Annotated in this window: 10 protein-coding genes and 1 pseudogene; 10 read left to right on the forward strand and 1 reads right to left on the reverse strand. The window is 40.3% G+C overall.

Annotated features, from left to right (window positions below; genetic code table 11):
* The first annotated feature begins 198 nt into the window (after window positions 1–198).
* From LCU_RS02005 to LCU_RS02030, 6 genes are all read left to right on the forward strand, one after another.
* Window positions 199–1,293, forward strand: coding sequence for a DUF871 domain-containing protein (locus LCU_RS02005; protein WP_056966500.1), 1,095 nt, complete (start codon window positions 199–201; stop codon window positions 1,291–1,293).
* Between the two features lie 156 nt (window positions 1,294–1,449).
* Window positions 1,450–2,742 (forward strand): GTPase ObgE, encoded by a 1,293-nt coding sequence (obgE, locus tag LCU_RS02010; protein WP_054644650.1) that lies wholly within the window; start codon window positions 1,450–1,452, stop codon window positions 2,740–2,742.
* Window positions 2,743–2,884: 142 nt separating this feature from the next.
* On the forward strand, window positions 2,885–4,813 hold the full coding sequence (locus LCU_RS02015; protein ID WP_056966498.1) for an acyltransferase family protein: 1,929 nt from the start codon (window positions 2,885–2,887) through the stop codon (window positions 4,811–4,813).
* Window positions 4,814–4,846: 33 nt separating this feature from the next.
* Window positions 4,847–5,785, forward strand: coding sequence for a ribonuclease Z (gene rnz, locus LCU_RS02020; RefSeq protein ID WP_054644651.1), 939 nt, complete (start codon window positions 4,847–4,849; stop codon window positions 5,783–5,785).
* A gap of 4 nt (window positions 5,786–5,789) precedes the next feature.
* A complete protein-coding gene (locus LCU_RS02025) occupies window positions 5,790–6,599 on the forward strand; it encodes an SDR family NAD(P)-dependent oxidoreductase (RefSeq protein WP_054644652.1) in 810 nt (269 codons plus the stop codon).
* Window positions 6,600–6,611: 12 nt separating this feature from the next.
* On the forward strand, window positions 6,612–7,016 hold the full coding sequence (locus LCU_RS02030) for a LapA family protein (RefSeq protein ID WP_039099451.1): 405 nt from the start codon (window positions 6,612–6,614) through the stop codon (window positions 7,014–7,016).
* A gap of 44 nt (window positions 7,017–7,060) precedes the next feature.
* On the opposite strand, the pseudogene LCU_RS02035 reads toward LCU_RS02030, so the two are convergent.
* A pseudogene (locus LCU_RS02035) lies at window positions 7,061–8,429 on the reverse strand (IS3 family transposase).
* 238 nt (window positions 8,430–8,667) lie between these two features.
* On the opposite strand from LCU_RS02035, the gene clpB reads away from it, so the two are divergent.
* The 4 genes from clpB to yjeM all read left to right on the forward strand — a co-directional run bounded on the left by clpB (window position 8,668) and on the right by yjeM (window position 14,184).
* Window positions 8,668–11,253 carry an ATP-dependent chaperone ClpB gene (clpB, locus tag LCU_RS02040; RefSeq protein WP_004270385.1) on the forward strand — a complete coding sequence of 862 codons (2,586 nt, stop codon included), beginning with the start codon at window positions 8,668–8,670 and terminating at the stop codon, window positions 11,251–11,253.
* Between the two features lie 359 nt (window positions 11,254–11,612).
* A complete protein-coding gene (gene rpmF, locus LCU_RS02045; protein WP_004270395.1) occupies window positions 11,613–11,795 on the forward strand; it encodes a 50S ribosomal protein L32 in 183 nt (60 codons plus the stop codon).
* Between the two features lie 107 nt (window positions 11,796–11,902).
* Window positions 11,903–12,454, forward strand: coding sequence for a DUF1836 domain-containing protein (locus tag LCU_RS02050; RefSeq protein WP_004270388.1), 552 nt, complete (start codon window positions 11,903–11,905; stop codon window positions 12,452–12,454).
* A 197-nt stretch (window positions 12,455–12,651) separates the two neighbouring features.
* Complete coding sequence (yjeM, locus tag LCU_RS02055; protein ID WP_056966197.1) at window positions 12,652–14,184, forward strand: glutamate/gamma-aminobutyrate family transporter YjeM; 1,533 nt, start codon at window positions 12,652–12,654, stop codon at window positions 14,182–14,184.
* Window positions 14,185–14,219: the final 35 nt, after the last annotated feature.

Below are 14,219 nucleotides of genomic sequence, written 5' to 3' on the forward strand. Positions count from 1 at the left end.
AATATTTCAAAAACGTTCAAAAACCATCAAAACGCTGATATAGACCGAAAAAAAGATTGGTGCGTTAGTGAGCAAACTGCGGACAATGCCAGAAATAGACCAGTTTAAAAGTAATGTAAGAGTTTTCAAAAGTGCTTAAGGTATGCTAGACTAATAGATGACAGAGTGGTATAGCCCAATTATTAGGAGGTTCTATTCATGGGAAAACTAGGCGTTTCAATTTATCCAGAACGATCAACTTTTGAAAAGGATGCGGCTTACTTAGATTTAGCGCATCAATATGGGTTCCAACGCGTCTTTACATCATTATTGGAAGTGTCTGGCGATCAAGAAGCCGTGTTAGGCAACTTTAAACGGGTTGTAGCCCATGCCAACCAATTAGGAATGCAAGTCATGATTGATATCAATCCGGGTTTGTTCAAGCAACTCGGTATTTCATATGATAATTTAAGTTTTTTCCATGAACTTGGTGCTTGGGGAATTCGGTTGGACAACGGTTTTACCGGCCAAGAAGAAGCGGAAATGACGCGCAATCCGTTTAATTTAAAAATTGAAATTAATATGAGTCAAGGGACAAGTTACGTTGATAACATTATGAGTTATTCACCCAAACGGGAAAACTTGTTAGGCTGTCATAACTTCTATCCACATCGGTTCTCAGGATTAGGTGAAGACTTCTTCAAACAATGTACGGCGCAATTTGCAAAATACAATTTGAATACAGCAGCGTTTGTCAATTCACATGAAGCGACTTTCGGACCATGGCCAACACAAGATGGGTTGCCCACGATGGAAGTTGATCGCGATTTAATGATGGCAACGCAGATGAAACATTACGTTTTAATGGATAACATTGATGACATTATTGTCGGTAATGCGTATGCTTCGGAAGCAGAATTGAAGACGATGCATGACGTCTTTAACGCTGAATTCCCAGCAATCGCAATCGACGTCGCAGATGACATTACGGCTGATGAACGCAAGGTCCTCTTTGAAAGTCTGCATAGTTATCGTGGCGATCGTTCAGAATATCTTCTACGGTCAACGATGACACGGGTCATTTTTAAAGACCTGCCTTTCCCAGCCCACCATACAGTTGACATCCAACACGGTGATATTTTAATCGATAACGTCGGTTACGGTCAGTATAAAGGGGAAACCCAAATTGCCCTCAAAGCCATGCCAAATGACGGGCGCGTGAATGTGGTTGGCCGTATTACGCCTACAGAATTATTCCTATTAGACTATTTGAAACCATGGAGCCAATTTAAATTGGTGCCAGCTAGCCATTAATTAACGAATAAAAAGCGTACTGATTGAGGTCACTCACTCAGTGCGCTTTTTATCGATGATAGAGCCAATTCAGTGTTTAACCAGTTATCTGTTTACTTTTAATCTTTTTTTCGGTAGTATATAAGGTACTGTTTAACGATGAGAAGGAGTCAAAATATGTTTGTAGATCAAGTCAAAATTGATGTGAAAGCTGGTAAAGGCGGCGATGGTGCAGTTGCATTTCGCCGTGAAAAGTTTGTGCCACTTGGCGGACCAGCCGGTGGCGATGGTGGTCGGGGCGGAAGTGTCATTTTAGTGGTAGATGAAGGTCTACGAACATTAATGGACTTTCGTTACCGTCATCACTTTAAAGCCAATAGTGGTGGTAATGGTCAGAATAAACAAATGTACGGCCGCGGTGCCGAGGATACATTTGTTCAAGTGCCACCTGGTACAACGGTGCGCGATGCTGAAACCAATGAATTACTCGGTGATTTAACCGAAGATGGCCAACAATTAGTGATTGCTAAGGGCGGTCGTGGTGGTCGCGGGAATATGCATTTCGCAAATGCCCGTAATAGTGCGCCGGAAGTTGCCGAAAACGGTGAACCTGGTGAAGAACGCAGCATTCAACTTGAATTAAAAGTGCTTGCTGATGTTGGGTTGGTTGGTTTCCCATCTGTTGGGAAATCAACGTTGTTGTCAGTGGTGACAAGTGCGAAACCTAAGATTGCTAGTTACCAATTTACAACATTGGTCCCTAACTTAGGGATGGTGCAACTCGATGACGGTCGGGACTTTGTCTTAGCCGATTTACCGGGGTTAATCGAAGGGGCTTCAGACGGTGTTGGTTTAGGGATTCAATTCTTACGGCACGTTGAACGAACACGGGTTGTCTTGCATTTAATCGAAATGGACGATCAAACGGGTCGCGACCCATTTGAAGATTACCAACAAATTAATCACGAATTAGAGACCTATGATCCAAAAATCTTAGAACGACCACAAGTGATTGTAGCGACTAAGATGGATTTACCAGGTTCTTCTGAATTATTAGCCGAGTTTAAACAGAAATTAGCAGCTGCCGGCGATACACATGAGATTTTTGAAATTTCAAGTATCACGCATCAAGGGGTGCAACCATTGATGAACAAGACAGCTGACTTATTAGCTGAAACGACTGAATTCCCAATGGGAGACGTCGAAGAAGTTCAAACGCAAAAACTTTATCAATATCAACCAGAAGCACCAGCCTTCATCATTGAACAAGATGAATACGGCACGTTTATTGTGTCTGGTGACAAGGTTGAAAAACTCTTCAAGATGAGTAACTTGGATCATCAAGATGGTGTCATGCGTTTTGCCCGTCAATTACGTTCAATGGGGATTGACGAAGCCTTACGCGAAAGTGGCGCACATGATGGTGATTTAGTGGCAATTGATAACTTTACGTTTGAATTTGTCGAATAATAGGCACGTCAAGAAAGGAAGACATTCATTTTTGAATGCTTCCTTTTTCTATGGGATGCATAAAATAACAGGGCTTAATGTAGGCACATCACTAAAATATTGTTATAATAGCAGTTATTAGAATGTAGAGTAGGTTGAAAAAATGGCGGGCAAGAAGCGTTTAAAGAATAGTCGTTACATTACTGGCTTTGATGGTTTACGCGCAATCGGCGTGATTGGTGTTATTTTATACCATCTGATGCCATATACTTTTACCGGTGGTTATTTAGGGGTCCCGATCTTTATGGTGGTTTCGGGGTATCTAATCACCGATTTATTGGTTCAAGAGTGGGAACAAAATCAATGGATTAATTTAAAAAGTTTTTACTTACGCCGGGTAAAACGATTGTACCCTGGGCTGATAACGATGCTGTTTGCAACGGGCGCGTACATCACGCTTTTTCAGCGGGAAATGTTACATCAACTTAATCAGATTATTATCACGAACATTTTATACGTTTATAACTGGTGGCAAATTGGACATGGTCAGTCGTATTTCGATCGGTTTGCCAATAATGAGTCGCCGTTTACCCATCTGTGGACACTATCGATTGAAGGGCAGTTCTATCTAATTTGGCCTTTTATCGTTGTGGCCTTGATTATTGGTCTTAAGAATAAAAATCGAATTGCCCAAGTATTACTAGCAGTCAGTGTTGTTTCAGCAATCTGGATGGCCATTTTGTACCAACCCAATGCTGACCCTAGTCGTTTGTATTATGGAACGGATACGCGGGTCTTTTCAATTTTACTAGGAGCAGCGCTGGCGTTTGTTTGGCCATCAACAGCCCTTAAGCAAAAGATTGTGCCTAAACAACGCCTCGTCCTCGATGGCATCGGGTTAGTGAGTGTCCTCAGTTTGGTTTGGTTAATGGTTAAGTTGAATGCCGAGAGTAGTCTTGTCTATCGCGGGGGACTATTTCTGTTTAGTGCTTTAGTCTGTGTTTTAGTGGCAGTTGTCGCTCATCCAGGCGCTGATTGGAATCGGTTATTGACGAATCCGGTCTTTAACTGGTTAGGTAAACGGAGTTACGGGATTTATCTGTATCAATTTCCGGTGATGATTTTCTTTGAAACAATCTTCAAAAATATCGCTGATCACCCGGTTTTATATCCAGTGATTGAAGTGGCGATTATTTTCGGATTGACCGAATTATCCTACCGGTTTATTGAACAGCCACTAGCACACTATCCGTACAAGCAGTTATGGCACCAATTGAAGCAATTTATGCACCAACCACATTGGAATCGGGTGGTTGGTCGAGTGACTGGACTCGCAATTGTCTTTTTAATCGGGTTAGTCGGGGCGTTTCAAGCGCCATTCCAACCGGCGCCAGATACGCATAAATCGGCATTAGCGGTCAATATTAAGCAAAATCAAAAAGCTAACCAAAAGCGTAAAGATGCGTTGATTAAAAAAGCAAAAGCCCAGAATAAAGCTGGACAAGCAAATGGTCCAACTTCAAAAGCTGAAAAAGCGGCTGAGGCGGCTGCGCAAAAGCATCCAATCAACCAAGAATTTGAAAAATATGGCTTGAGTCAAGTGACGATTCAACGGGCCCAGAATATCTCGGTGACTGCAATTGGTGATTCCGTCCTACTCGACGGTAGTCAAGCTTTACAGAAGTTATTCCCGAATATGTTGGTTGATGCGGCTGTTGGGCGCCAACTCTATCAAAGTATTCAAATTATAAAAGATTATGATCAAAAACAAGCCCTTAGCGATACTGTACTGGTCAGTCTAGGAACAAATGGCGCCTTTACGCAAGAACAGATGGCGCAATTTATGGCAGCCATTGGGACTAAGCGAAAAGTCTATTGGCTCAACGCGTTTGTCCCAACGCGTCCTTGGCAAAATGATGTTAACCAGGCGCTTAAAAATGCAACTAAACAGTATCCAAACTTAACGGTGATTGATTGGTATTCACAGGCTGCCAAACACAGTGACTGGTTCTACCAAGATAAGGTGCATCCGAACCCAACTGGGGTCAATGAATATGCCGCCATTATTACCAAAGCCCTCGCGGCAAAATAAAGCGTTGAATTAAAGACAGATTGGAAGAGCTAAATGGAATTAGAATTTTTAGGAACAGGCGCTGGAGTTCCAGCACGACAACGAAACGTCACAAGTGTCGCATTGAAATTATTGGATGAACGAAATGAAGTGTGGTTGTTTGACGTCGGTGAAGCAACGCAACATCAAATCTTAAAAACGACATTAAAACCGCGCAAAGTTAAAAAGATCTTTCTCACACATTTACATGGGGATCATTTATTCGGGTTACCAGGCTTTTTATCAAGCCGATCTTTCCAAGGTGGCGACGAACCACTTACGATTTACGGCCCTAAGGGAACTGAAGAATACGTGCGCACGAGTTTAAAAATCTCTGAAAGTCATTTAACGTATCCATTGAACTTTGTCATTCTTCCTGAAGAAGGTGTTTTGATTGATGATGCGACTTTCCGGGTTGAATGTGCTAAATTGGATCATCGGATTGCCAGTTATGGTTTTCGGATTATTGAAAAGGACCATCCGGGGGAACTGCAAGTTGAGAAACTGCATGCAGATGGTGTTCCGGCTGGTCCTGTATACGCAAAGATTAAAAAGGGAGAAGTGGTTACACTCGCTGATGGGCGCCAAATTGATGGCAAAGATTACATTGGACATGCTCAAAAAGGACGGATTGTGACCATTATTGGGGATACCCGCCAATGTCCACCAATTGAACGCTTAGCGGCTAATGCAGATGTATTAGTGCATGAAGGGACCTTCGGTAAGCAAGAACAAAAGATTGCGCGTCAATATTTCCATTCAACTAACATTAATGCAGCAAAGGTCGCAAAAGCCGCGCATGTGAAGCGGTTATTATTGACCCATATTTCTGCCCGGTACCTCGGGCAAGCAGTGCGTGATTTACAAAATGATGCCCGCGATATTTTTAAAAACACAAAAGTAGTTAGTGACTTAGATATCTATGACATTCCGTTTCATGGTCGAAAGGAGTAAACAGATGACTAAATTAGCAGCATTGAGAGATTTAAACCGTAAAATTGTGGTGATTACCGGCGGCTCGTCTGGTTTAGGACGAGCGATTGCCTATGAAGCCGCTAGTAAAGGGGCAATTATCGTCGTTTTGGCCCGTCGAGAAGCTGAATTGGCGGCGGTTCGCGAAGAAGCACACCGGCTTTCAGGACAGCCGGCGTATGCATATGTCCTCGATGTCAGTGATCCAGCAGCGATTGAAACCATTGTGGCTCAGGTGCAAACTGAAGTCGGGATTCCAGATGTGTTAGTCAATGCTGCTGGTTTTGGAAGTTTTGAAAATGCATTCGACACATCCATGACCGTTGTGGAGCAGATGTTCCGGGTTAATGTGCTAGGTTTAATGTACATGACGCGCGCTTTTGGGCGGATGATGATTGAACAAGGTAGCGGCCACATCATTAACATTGCTTCAATGGCGGGCAAGATGGCAACACCTAAGTCGGCCATCTATTCGGCAACTAAGTTCGCGGTTGTTGGCTATTCAAATGGTCTACGCTTAGAATTAAAACCATTTGGGGTTCAAGTGACTACCGTTAATCCTGGGCCGATTGATACAGCTTTCTTTGATATTGCGGATAAGACCGGTAATTATTTGAAATCGGTCGATTGGGTTGTTTTAGATCCTGATCAACTAGCTTATCGGATTGTGAAAACAATCGGGCATGCAAAACGTGAAATTAATGCACCATGGTTGATGGCGATCGGTGCACAATTCTATCAACTGGCACCACATATCGGAGACTATGTTGCCGGTAACTTATTGAATAAGAAGTAGGGGGGCAGTTTTATGAAAAAACAAGGTCGATTAATTACAGTATTGGTCCTAGCATTAATTGTCGTAATTTTTGCTGTTTTAAACGTTGAACCAGTCGCCATTAACTTTGGATTCACCCATGTTAAATGGCCATTAATCATCGTTATTTTGGTGTCATTATTGATTGGCGCCATCATTACCTTCTTGGCAGCGACTGGCAGCACGTTGAGCCAACGGAAAGCACAAAAGGAAATGACCAAAGAAGTCACTGAATTACGCGACAATCAAGCTGCTCAAATTAAAGCAGCGGTTGAAGCAGAAAAAATAAAGAATCAAAAAGCATTTGATAAAGCGTTAGCGGATAAGGAAGCTGAAGTCCATGAATTACACGCGAAAATTAATCAAATCACACAAACAAGTGATCATCATAATGCATAGAAAAAGAGGTTGAGTGAAGTGAACCCCAAATATTGGACGAAACTTTAAGCAGCTTTCTGGGTTGTAAAAATTCGATATTCAATCGGACTTTTACAACCCAGTTTTGTTTTAATTCTTGAAAAATTATAATCATCAATCCAAACCGATATTTGTGAAACTAGTGTTTCATAAGTATCGGTTTCTTTTTGGTAGAAAGCTTCGGCTTTCATAATATGGAAAAAGCTCTCCATTGCTGCATTATCTAAACATGTTGCTTTGCGAGACATACTTTGAAAAATGCGATGTTCTTTCAAGATATGAGTCCAATCTTGATGCTGGTATTGAAATCCTTGATCTGAGTGGACTGTTGTCCGGTATTTTAAATTCTTAGGGATTTTCTTAACTGCTCAATTCAAAACAGTTGTAGTAAATTCAACAGTAGGGTGTTTACTAACTTGATGGCTGAGAATTTCACCTGAGAATAAATCATAAATACATGTGAAATAGGCGCGTTCATCAATTGTCTTGGTTCCCCAGCGAACTTCAGTAACGTCTGTTACTAGTTTTTGATAAGGACGATCAGTGAAGAAACGACGGTTGATTAAGTTCTTAGCAACGGTACCAACATTGCCTCTATATGAATTATATTTACGAGTACGTTTGTTAAACGCAGTTGATAGTAATTGCAGTTCTCGCATTAAGACAAGTACTTTTTTATGATTTACTAAGATATTCATACGATGTAATTCACCAGTTACACGACGATAACCGTACGCTGGATGATTCTTCTTGATTATTTGGATGGTTTGTTTAACAGATTGGTCAGATGAACCGTTCGGTTCATGACTAATAATGTATTCATACGTACTTTTGGCCATACCAACTATTTTTAGAATTTTTACTAGTTTGTGTTTAAGCTTTAGCTCTTGGATGACTTGCGCTTGTTGTTTTCTTCTTCCTGGACTAAGGCTCTTAATTTTTTTAGGTATTCATTCTCGATTTGTAGTAATTCATTTTCTTCTCTAAGACGTTCTAACTCTGTTTGTTGCCGTTTTTTTGATTGTTTATCAGCTGACATAATTGTTTGCCGTCCTTTGGAACTAAGGCATCAGCACCCTCAGTCTCCCAAATATGTTGCCATTGCCAGATGGTCCCGACGTTTGAGATATTAAAATGAAGTGCGGTTTTCGGATAAGAAACCTTATTCGTTTTCATCCATTTTAAAACATTCATCTTAAATGAGCCATCAAATGTTTTTTCGGGTGATAGGACATCTAGTCCTTTTGGGCCAAAGGCCTTATAACGTTGAACCCACGAGACAACTAGTGAGTTACTCTTAATACCATATTTTCTCGCTATTAATTCATAACCTAAGGATGACGTTAGATAATCCTGAACAACTTTTATTTTTAATGTTTTAGAATATTTGGTCAATATAAAAACCCCCGATATTGGATTTTGGTCCAATATCGGGGGTTCACTTCAGAGACAGATTTTGTCTTAGCCTCTTTTTTTGTGTTACTTTTCAGGAAGAACTCGCCTACCAGCTCTCCGTCTTAAGTCTGATTTATAAGCGAATTACTTGAAAGTTTGACCTATTTTGACTATTATAGAATTAGTCAGAATAATCTGACACTTAATTTAAAAAATAACTGAAAAAGGAATGACGTCTATGAATCCAGAACAAATGACACAAGCTGTCCAAGATGCACTTGCAGAAGCGCAGAAAATCGCGATGACGCGTCATCAAACTGAAATTGATATTCCACACCTCTTTAAATATTTAGTCCAACCACAACAACTAGGACGGCAAATTTACCAAGAAGCCGGTGCAGATATCGATGCTCTTGAGGCGGAGATTGATCGTGAAATTGACGCAATTCCAACGGTTGAAGGTCAAACGAATTACGGTCAAAACATCTCACAAAACTTGTACCAAGTATTAACTGCTGCTGAAAAATACAAAACAGAATTCCAAGATGAATTTTTATCAACTGAGACGGTCATCTTGGGCTTAATGGGTTTGAAATACCAGGCACTTGTTCAATATTTACAGAAACAAAATGTCACTGAACAAAAATTAAAGAAAGTCATTACTGATTTACGAGGAGGCGAGCGTGTGACATCTAAAAACCAAGAAGATAATTACCAAGCGCTTGAAAAATACGGAACGGATTTAATCAAAGCGGTCCGTTCTGGCAAAATGGATCCAGTTATTGGCCGGGACGAAGAAATTCGAGATGTTATTCGGATTTTGTCACGGAAAACCAAGAATAACCCCGTTTTAATTGGGGAACCTGGTGTCGGGAAAACGGCGATTGTTGAAGGATTAGCGCAACGAATCGTCCGTAAAGATGTGCCCGATAATTTAAAAGATAAGACAATTATTTCACTGGATATGGGGACTTTAATCGCCGGGGCCAAATACCGGGGTGAATTTGAAGAACGACTTAAAGCTGTGTTAAAGGAAGTTAAGAAGAGTGAAGGTCGGATTCTGGTCTTCATTGATGAAATTCACACGATTGTTGGTGCTGGTAAGACTGAAGGTAGCATGGATGCTGGGAACCTCTTGAAACCAATGTTAGCGCGTGGTGAATTACACATGATTGGTGCGACAACGTTGGATGAATACCGGCAAAATATCGAAAAAGATAAGGCGCTTGAACGGCGTTTCCAAAAAGTGCTAGTTCAAGAACCATCCGTTGAAGATACCATCAGTATTTTACGTGGTTTGAAGGAACGGTTTGAAATTTTCCACGGTGTCCGGATTCACGATAATGCCTTAGTCGCAGCTGCGACGTTGTCAAATCGCTACATTACGGATCGATTCTTACCGGATAAGGCAATCGACTTAGTAGATGAAGCCAGTGCCAACATTAACGTCGAAATGAATTCACAACCAACGGAATTGGATCAAGCAACGCGGCAATTAATGCAACTTGAAATTGAAGAAGAAGCGTTAAAGAAAGAAACCGACGCCGCTTCGCAAAAACGATTGGCTGAGACGCAAAAACAATTAGCTGATTTACGCGAAACAACGAATAATTTAAAGATGCGGTGGGAAACTGAAAAAGAAGATTTGAACCGCATTAATGATAAAAAAGCGGAAATTGATGCTGCTAAACGGCAATTAGAAGAAGCACAGGGAAATTATGATTTAGAAACGGCTGCTAAGTTGCAACACGGCACAATTCCACAATTAGAAGAAGACCTTGCCGACCTTGAAAAGGCTGAAAAGCCAGAGGACTGGATGGTTCAGGAATCCGTTACTGAAAATGAAATTGCAACGGTGGTTAGTTCCCAAACTGGGATTCCAGTCGCCAAATTAGTTGCCGGTGATCGACAAAAATTACTGCGTCTTGCCGATGTTCTGCATGAACGGGTAATTGGTCAAGATCAAGCTGTCAATGCTGTGACAGATGCTGTATTACGTTCACGGGCTGGCTTACAAAATCCAGACCGTCCGCTTGGCTCATTCCTCTTCTTAGGACCAACAGGGGTTGGGAAGACCGAATTAGCAAAAGCTTTAGCTGAGGATTTATTTGATTCTGAACGGCATATGGTCCGCATTGATATGAGTGAATATATGGAAAAATATTCTGTATCACGATTGGTCGGTGCCGCACCGGGCTATGTTGGCTATGAAGAAGGTGGCCAATTAACTGAAGCAGTTCGGCGGAATCCATACACAATTGTGTTATTGGATGAAATTGAAAAAGCCCATCCAGATGTCTTTAACATTTTATTACAAGTGTTGGATGACGGTCGTTTGACAGATTCACAAGGACGGACGGTTGACTTTAAGAATACAATCATCATTATGACTTCTAACTTGGGTTCTGAAATCCTACTGGACGGTGTAGATGAAGAAGGTCAAGTTTCACAAACGGCTAAGGAAAGTGTTCAAGCCTTAATTCAGACGAAATTCAAGCCAGAATTCTTGAATCGAATTGATGATACAATTATGTTTACACCATTGAGCTTGAACGATATTCAAGCGATTGTGGTCAAAATGCTTCATGATCTATCAGACCGTTTGTCAGATCAAGAATTGACATTGACGATTTCAGATGCTGCTAAACAATGGGTGGCAGAAGAAGGTTACGATCCTGCATTTGGGGCGCGGCCATTACGGCGTTTTATTACGAACCATATCGAAACCCCATTGGCTAAAGAAATTATTGCCGGGCATATGTTACCAGGAACCACGGTTGAAATTAACTTAAAAGATAACCAGTTAGTTTTTGAAAATCGCTAACGATTGAAAAAGCGCTGCAAATTTAATTTGCGGCGCTTTTTTTGGACATCAATCAGGGATTATTACTGTCAGATTGATGTTTGTATGGTACACTTATTAGGGATGATGTACAGAATGTTAGTGACGATTAAGGACGATTCCACTTTGAAAGTGGTGTCATTAAGAGTCGTTAATCAATTGTTTTTCTGTAATTGACTTGCTCTTAGCGGATAAACATAGTATTATAGAAGTCGCGGACAAAAGTAGCGGGACACGTGATGATTTAAAATCAATTTGAATGGGATTGAGATAATCCTTGCCAAATTCCCCGAGTTCGGTATATCATTAATGAATCTAAGATATAAAGGAGTCTGAAAATAATGGCAGTTCCAGCAAGAAGAACATCAAAGACGAAGAAACGTATGCGTCGTGGACATATCAAATTGAACACACCAAACGTACAATTCGATGCAACTAATGGCGAATACCGTGTAAGTCACCGTGTATCACCAAAAGGTTTCTATAAAGGCGAACAAGTTGTTACACCAAAAGCTAACGACTAATCGTCATCGAGAGTTTCTGAATAAGAAACTCTTTTTTTATGCAGTTTCCTAGTTTTAAATACTAGATGGTGGTATAATGAGTATTGAATAAAAGGAGATTGATAATTATGAAAAATGAACACTTGAAACAAAAGCTCGATCGTTTACAAATTGTACGCTTACCACGTTGGACAGACCTGCCCGATTTGGAACTATATATGGATCAAGTGGTTAGTTACATCAATCAATACCTAAACGCGTTAAATTTAGATGAAATCACCGCTTCAATGATTAATAATTACGTCAAAAAAGAAATTGTGGCAGCACCGATTAAAAAACGGTATACAAAATCGCAAATTGCTCAAGTTTTAATTATTGCACTATTGAAAACGAGTTTTTCGATTGAAGAAATCAAACAATTGATGACAGCGGAAACACCTAACCGAAATGAAAAGCAACTTTATGATTACTTTATCTTAACGTTTTTAGCAGCGATTCATCAGTTAGATGAGGATTACAGCCCCTATGACCAAGGCAAAAATCCAGCAGGTACATTGGTCACTGAAACCCAACAAACATTGCTGAAATTAGCATGTCAGAGTGTGGTATATAAGATTGCAATTGGGATTACTTTGAAGAAAGAACCAGTTGAAGAAAAAACGCCAGCAAAAAATAAGTAATTGACTAGAAAATGAGAATTGAATTAAGATTCACAAATAATTCAATTACAAAAATAATGAATTCGTTTACCTCTTTCTATTTTCGCCGTAAAATAAAGGTAACTAATTAGTTTATTAACAAATGTTAGTTAACTAATTTTTATTCAGAGGATTAATCATTGTGGTTAAGTCTGAAAAAAATGAAAGAGGTGTTTTAGGTGGCAGAAAAGAAGAAGACGAATAAGTTAACGCTTGGTGCGCTTATTCTAATGGTCTTTACGTCAGTCTTTGGATTTACGAATATCCCACGTGCGTTCTACTTGATGGGATATGCATCAATTTTTTGGTATGTTTTAGCAGCTGTTACCTTCTTTATTCCTTATGCATTTATGCTCGGAGAAATGGGAGCGGCCTTTGGTGAAGCAAAGGGGGGGATTTACTCTTGGATGGAGAAATCCGTTAACGCTAAATTTGCCTTTGTCGGCACATTTATGTGGTTTGCTTCATACATTATCTGGATGGTTAACGTCGGGAACGGGATTTGGATTCCATTATCAAACGCCTTTTTCGGGGTTGATAAAACACAAGAATGGTCAATCTTTGGTTTGACAAATGGTGTGCAAACATTAGGAATTTTAGCTATTATTTGGATCATTGTCATTACCTTTGTCACATCAAAAGGCCTTGATAAAATCAAGAGAATCACCAGTATTGGTGGTTCAGCCATTACGTTAATCAACGTGATTTTATTCTTGGGTGGTTTGTTAATCCTTGTTTTAAATAAAGGGGTAATGGCACAACCTGTTACAACCCATGCATTCTTCCAATCACCAAATCAAAGCTATACATCGATGATTCAAGTCTTCAGTTTCGTTGTATTTGCGATCTTCGCTTATGGTGGTCTTGAAGTTGTTGGTGGATTAGTAGATGAAACTGAAAACGCTAAGGTTAACTTTCCAAAAGGGTTAGCTATTTCTGCTGTCGTGATTGTTGTCGGCTATGCTGTTGGGATCTTTATGATGGGGACTTTCACTAACTGGAACTTCGTCTTTACCAATGGTGGTGGCTTCGCCAAAGCAACCGGTTCAAACGCAACCGTTACTTTGGGGAACGTTGCTTATATTGCCATGAACAACATGGGTTACCAATTAGGGTTAGCAATGCACTTAAGTGAACATGCTGCTATTCAAGTTGGGATTTGGCTCAGTCGTTACATGGGGCTTTCAATGTTCTTAGCACTTAGTGGGGCTTTCTTTACAATTATTTTCTCACCATTAAAAACAATTATCGAAGGGACACCTGCTGCCTTTTGGCCTAAGTCATTTACTAAGAAAAATAGTAATAATATGCCGGTCAATGCAATGAAGGTCCAAGCTGCAATTGTAATTGTGATTATTGCCTTCGTTGCTTTTGGTGGTAAGAGTGCTGCTAAGTTCTTCGATATCTTAACAGCGATGACAAACGTTTCAATGACATTGCCATACATGTTTGTGGCATACTCATACTTTGGCTTTAAAAAGGATGAAAGTATCGAAAAACCATTTACAATTTATAAAGGGAAGACCTTCTATAAATTCTGTGTCTGCATGGTCATGTTCACAGTTGGTTTTGCGAACGTCTTTACGATTATTCAACCAGCAATTGATGGTAATTTAAGTCAAACAATCTGGTCAGTTGCTGGCCCTATCTTCTTCACAATTGTTGCATTATATATGTTTAACCGTTATGAAAAGAAAACAAATTTAAAATAAGTTTTTAAAAGAGCGGCCGTTAAGTGGTCGCTCTT

The organism is Latilactobacillus curvatus JCM 1096 = DSM 20019 (assembly GCF_004101845.1).
Taxonomy (GTDB): domain Bacteria; phylum Bacillota; class Bacilli; order Lactobacillales; family Lactobacillaceae; genus Latilactobacillus; species Latilactobacillus curvatus.

What these genes read in the sequence shown, in the direction of transcription:
- LCU_RS02005 (WP_056966500.1), top strand. Translation starts at nt 199, where the DNA reads ATGGGAAAACTAGGCGTTTCAATTTATCCAGAACGATCAACTTTTGAA.
- obgE (WP_054644650.1), top strand. Translation starts at nt 1,450, where the DNA reads ATGTTTGTAGATCAAGTCAAAATTGATGTGAAAGCTGGTAAAGGCGGC.
- LCU_RS02015 (WP_056966498.1), top strand. Translation starts at nt 2,885, where the DNA reads ATGGCGGGCAAGAAGCGTTTAAAGAATAGTCGTTACATTACTGGCTTT.
- rnz (WP_054644651.1), top strand. Translation starts at nt 4,847, where the DNA reads ATGGAATTAGAATTTTTAGGAACAGGCGCTGGAGTTCCAGCACGACAA.
- LCU_RS02025 (WP_054644652.1), top strand. Translation starts at nt 5,790, where the DNA reads ATGACTAAATTAGCAGCATTGAGAGATTTAAACCGTAAAATTGTGGTG.
- LCU_RS02030 (WP_039099451.1), top strand. Translation starts at nt 6,612, where the DNA reads ATGAAAAAACAAGGTCGATTAATTACAGTATTGGTCCTAGCATTAATT.
- clpB (WP_004270385.1), top strand. Translation starts at nt 8,668, where the DNA reads ATGAATCCAGAACAAATGACACAAGCTGTCCAAGATGCACTTGCAGAA.
- rpmF (WP_004270395.1), top strand. Translation starts at nt 11,613, where the DNA reads ATGGCAGTTCCAGCAAGAAGAACATCAAAGACGAAGAAACGTATGCGT.
- LCU_RS02050 (WP_004270388.1), top strand. Translation starts at nt 11,903, where the DNA reads ATGAAAAATGAACACTTGAAACAAAAGCTCGATCGTTTACAAATTGTA.